The sequence below is a fragment of the Clostridia bacterium genome, from assembly GCA_012840125.1.
In the GTDB taxonomy this organism is placed as follows: Bacteria; Bacillota; DULZ01; order DULZ01; family DULZ01; genus DULZ01.
This window is the reverse complement of sequence record DULZ01000008.1, coordinates 1-4,882: the sequence shown is the minus strand read 5'-3', so window position 1 is coordinate 4,882 and position 4,882 is coordinate 1. Positions and strand designations below refer to the sequence as shown.

At 56.5% G+C, this 4,882-nt stretch carries 5 protein-coding genes; 3 read left to right on the top strand and 2 right to left on the bottom strand.

Annotation, left to right across the window (positions count from 1 at the left end):
• Both metG and GXX34_00870 read left to right on the top strand, forming a co-directional pair.
• Positions 1 to 1,109, top strand: a 1,109-nt coding sequence (gene metG / locus GXX34_00875) for a methionine--tRNA ligase subunit beta (GenBank protein HHW06078.1), incomplete at its 5' end; no start/stop codon positions are given.
• Positions 1,106 to 1,876, top strand: a complete 771-nt coding sequence (locus tag GXX34_00870) for a TatD family hydrolase (GenBank protein ID HHW06077.1) — start codon at positions 1,106 to 1,108, stop codon at positions 1,874 to 1,876. The genes metG and GXX34_00870, both read left to right, overlap by 4 nt.
• 123 nt (positions 1,877 to 1,999) lie before the next feature.
• Here GXX34_00870 and GXX34_00865 read toward each other — a convergent pair whose 3' ends face one another.
• A complete protein-coding gene (locus GXX34_00865) occupies positions 2,000 to 2,974 on the bottom strand; it encodes an MBL fold metallo-hydrolase (protein HHW06076.1) in 975 nt (324 codons plus the stop codon).
• 118 nt (positions 2,975 to 3,092) lie between these two features.
• Entirely contained in the window at positions 3,093 to 3,917 is an 825-nt protein-coding gene (gene larE / locus GXX34_00860) for an ATP-dependent sacrificial sulfur transferase LarE (GenBank protein HHW06075.1), read from the bottom strand.
• A 544-nt stretch (positions 3,918 to 4,461) separates the two neighbouring features.
• Here larE and GXX34_00855 point away from each other — a divergent pair.
• Positions 4,462 to 4,882: nicotinate-nucleotide pyrophosphorylase (locus tag GXX34_00855; GenBank protein ID HHW06074.1), on the top strand; the 421-nt coding region annotated here is incomplete at its 3' end.

Genomic DNA, 4,882 nt, shown 5'->3' with positions numbered 1-4,882 from the left:
TGGCTGCCGGGATCGAGCTGCCCAAGGCTGTTTACGGTCACGGCTGGCTCCTGTTGGACGAAGGCAAGATGTCCAAGTCCAAGGGCAACGTGGTGGACCCACTGGTGCTCATTGACAAGTACGGCGCTGACGCTATCCGTTACTTCCTGCTCCGGGAAATGCCCCTGGGACAAGATTTCTATTATTCGGAAGAAGCCCTGGTGAACCGGATTAACACCGATTTGGCCAATGACTTCGGGAACCTGTTAAGCCGGACCACTTCGATGATTAATAAATTCTGTGACGGGCAGATCCCCGCGCCGGGGGATACGGAGCCCATGGACCTGGAATTACGGGAGCTGGCTTTAGTCATCCCGGCGGAAGTGGATCAGGCCCTGGATAAGTTTGATTTCAGCCAAGCCCTGCAGGCCATTTGGAAACTGGTAAATCGCAGCAATAAATACATTGAAGAGACGGCGCCCTGGAGCCTGGCCAAGAACCCCGAGACCCGTTCCCGCCTGGGTACGGTGATGTACACCCTGGCGGAAAGCATTCGCTTTGCCACGGTGCTGGTGTCGCCCTTTATGCCCACTGTCCTGGATAAAGTATTTGCCCAGCTAGGTATTGCGGGGCAAAAAGAACTGGCCACCTGGGCAAGCGTCCAGTCCTGGGGTGCTATCCCGGCAGGCACCAAGATCAACCGGGGCGAGCCCATCTTCCCGCGGATTGACTGGGAGGGCAAAAAGGCCGCGGCAGCAAAAGGGGAACCGGAACCGGCCCGGGTGAAGGAGCCGGTGCCGGGTGTGGCTGAAATCAGCATTGAGGACTTCGCCAAGGTGGACTTGCGGGTGGCCCAGGTACTTGCCGCCCAGCGGGTGGAAGGCACTGATAAGCTAATGGAATTAAAGGTTCAGGTCGGTGCCGAAGAGAGAACCATCGTGGCGGGGATTGCCAAGTACTATAGCCCCGAGGAATTGACCGGCAAGAAGATTGTCATCGTAGCCAACCTGAAACCGGCCAAGCTGCGGGGGATCCTGTCCCAAGGGATGCTTTTGGCGGCCAGCACGGAGGATCAGCTGGCGGTACTGACATTGGATAGGGATATTCCCACTGGAGCGAAAGTGAAATGACAGCCTTCATTGATACCCATGTGCATTTGATGGACGACAGGTTTAGCGAAGATGTAGCCCAAGTGATCGAGAACGCCAAGCAGGCGGGGTTAATCGCTATGATCAATGTGGGCTATGACCTGGAATCCAGCCGCCAAGCGGTGGCCATGGCCCAAGAAGAACCATCTCTTTATGCGGTGGTGGGGATCCACCCCCACGATGCCAAGCTCTGCACCCCCGAGGCCCTGCGCGAACTGGAACAGCTGGCCCAGGAGCCGAAAGTAGTGGCTATTGGGGAAACCGGGCTGGATTATTACCGCAACCTGTCCCCGAAAGAAGTCCAGCAAGAAGCTTTCCGGGCCCAGTTGCGTCTGGCCCAGAAGCTTAAGAAGCCCATCGTGGTCCATGACCGGGATGCTCACGGGGATACTATGCAGATCCTGAAAGAAGAACAAGTGTCCGCCATCGGCGGGGTGCTGCACTGCTATTCCGGCAGCTGGGAAATGGCGCGGGAGGCCATGAAAATGGGTTTGTTCATTTCCCTGGCCGGGCCGGTGACTTTCCACAACGCCCGGCGGCTGCAGGACATCGCGAAACTGGTGCCTTTAGATTACCTGCTCATAGAAACGGACTGCCCGTATCTGGCTCCGGAACCTTACCGGGGCAAGAGAAACGAACCTGCTTACGTGGTGAAAGTGGCGGAGATGATCGCCGCCGTGAAAAGGAAGCCCCTGGAGGAAATTGCCCGGGTGACCACGGCCAATGCCAAAAGGCTGTTTGGGATCTAGTTATAACGAAAGGGACACAGGAAACGGTTCTGTGTCCCTTTGATTGTGGGCTAAATACACGGTAAGAGGGCCGTCGGTTGCCTTTTTGCTGCCAGTGCAGGGGCTGTGTCCCTTGGTTAACCACTATTTGATGGAGAAGAAAAATGCCTCATCCACCAGCCGTTTTTTCACCAACCCTTTGGTCTCCAAGTAGACCAGGTGGGCCAGGGCTTCCCCGGCGGCGAACCATTTCTGGGCGATGGGGAGGTTCTCAAAATCGTCATAGGTCATGTCCCAGGTCATGTGGGCCGCCACCTGGTAGGCGTTTTGCTCGCCCCGTTCCCGGAGGATATCCAGCACTTCGTTAGCTCTCGCGTCATGGTGCTTTTTCAATGCCTCAATCCGGGCGTACCCGTCGGGAATGATGCTCCGGTGGGCGGGCAGGACCGTCTTGAGGGGGAGCCGCCGCACCTTTTCCAGGCTGGCCAGGTAGTTGGTTAACGGGTCCTCGTCGGCCGTATGGAGGGAAATGTTGGGGGTAATGTCCCCCAGGATGTGGTCCCCGGAAAAAAGAATCTTTTTCCCAGGCTCATAGAGGCACAGGTGCCCCGCGGTGTGGCCCGGCGTTGCCACCACGGTCAGGGTGTAGTCGCCGTACTGCAGGGTGTCCCCGTCCTGCAGCAAGGTAAAATCAATATGTTCCCGGCAGCGGTACTTGTAGCCGGGGTGGGCTTTGATAGCATCATCGTAGTTGGCCGCGGGAAATCCCCCGAGAGGGATGAAATCCCGCATGAGGTCAAAGAAGTTGTCTTCCAGGTTGATCATGGGCTCATCCTGGGGGCTGCAGTAGACCTTGGATTCTTCCGTGGCCAGGTGGGCGATGAGCCCGGAATGGTCGGCATGCATGTGGGTCACAAAAATGTCCGTTTTGTGCAGGTCCAGGGAAAGCTCTGCCAGGTTCTCCTTAACTGCCGCCTCGCATTCCGGCCGGTTCATGCCGGTATCGATAATCAGGTTACGGTCTTTGCCCATAATGACGTAAGAGTTGAGCTCTTTTAACGGGTTCTGGGGGATGGGGACGGTAGTGCGGAACAGTCCCGGAAACAGTTCTTCAACCATGGTTTCCTCCTTAGCTAAAAGTAGTAATTGAATAATAGTACCGCTAGGCTTTTATATAATCTTATCACAATTTTCTTATAATTGTAATTACCCGGCGCCGTTTCCGGCGCCTTCTGCCTTATTTCGCTCCGGCGTTTAGGTCCAGGGTTTCATTCATGCTGCCCGTCCGGTATCCCTCCAGGTCCAGGGTTACAAATGTGTACCCGATGCTTTTCAGTTTGCGGGTGATTTCTTCCCGGTGGGCCAAGATTACCTCGAAGTCCCGGGGTCCCACTTCCAACCGGGCCAGTTCCTCATGGTGCCGCAGGCGAAACTGCTTCAGGCCCAGGGAGCGGAGAAAACCTTCCCCTTGATCCACTTGCGCCAGTTTTTCCGGGGTAATCAGGGTGCCGTAGGGCAGGCGGGTGGCCAGGCAGGCAAAGGCCGGCTTATCCCAGGTGGGTAAACCCATCTGCCGGGACAAGGCGCGGATCTCCTGTTTGGTTAACCCGGCTTCCCGGAGAGGGCTCCGGATGTCCAGTTCCTGCAGGGCTTTCACCCCGGGGCGGTAGTCTTTTAAATCGTCGTAATTGGTCCCGTCTACGATGTAGGGAATGCCTTCCGCCTCAGCCAGCCGGCGGAATTTGCCGAAGACGACCCCCTTGCAGTGGTAGCACCGGTCCGGGGGATTGTGGGCGACCCCTGCCAGCTCCGAGGCGTCAATGGTGATGAGGCGATAAGTAACTCCTAATTCCTTGAGTAATTCTTCTGCCTCCTGTTTTTCCCAAGAGGGATAGAAGGGGGACATGGCAGTGACGGCCATGACCCGGTCCCCTAATTCCTCCGCCGCTACCTTTAACAGAAAAGTGCTGTCCACCCCGCCGGAAAAGGCCACCAGCACCCTTCCCATTTCCCGCAGCAGGGTACGCAGTTGTTCCATCTTCACGCCGCTTGCGCTGTCCATAACCAGCCTCCTATCGCTATTAATCTATTTAAGTTCCATTCTATACCATCCCGCCGCTTTTACGCCAGACAAAAATGGTTATCAATAAATAGACGATACCCGATTTCGCAGCCAACTGCAATAAGAAAAAAACGGTGTTTCATCCCTGGGTTGGGCACCGGTTTCACGTTATCCCCTCAGAAGCCGCTGCCTGCAAGATGCAGGCTTTAAGGGGCGAGGACGGCAGCGACCCTAGCCGGTGGTAGTTTTATCGCCGGGCGGGATCCAAAGAGATTCGGCAGCCAATCTCCGGATCTCCTTTGCTCTTGATAAACGATTAACCGGTGAACACCCGTCCGGTTTCCTGCTAACACCTGCAGGGTTTCCCTCCGCAAATTGGCCTAGGGAAGAGCTCCTATTTCCCGTCGAACGATAACAGCAAATAAAATTCGATAATGTCGAATAAAGTCTTGCCAGGCTAGCAGGAGAATCCGATCCCGTGGCGAATAGGAACCATCGGAGAACAACGAATACCATACGATAATGCCGAATCGAGATGATGTTTGTGGATGTAAGGGATTTTCTTTTTGCACCGCTGGCGGGAGATTTGTTTCTCCTGGAGATTTCCGCTAAAGAGGCGGGGGTGTTAGCCGGCATGGACAGGCTGGAGGCCAAGGCCCTGGAGCTGGGGCTTAAAGGGGAATGGATGGCCCCGGAGGGGACAGCCCTGGAGCGCGGGACTTGTGTTTGCCGGGCCTGGGGTGATGCCTGGCAGGTAGCCCGGGCGGAGGAAGAGCTCCTGGGCTGTATTGGGAAAGCGTCGGGGGTAGCTACCGCCGCCGCGGAAATGGTGATGTATGCCCGGGGCCGGGTCAGCATTGTCTGCGGCGCTTGGAAAAAGGTGCCCTCGGAAGTACGGCAGGACCTGCGCCGGGCCATCGCTACCGGCGGCGCTGGTATCCGCATCACCGAAGAGCCTTTTGTCT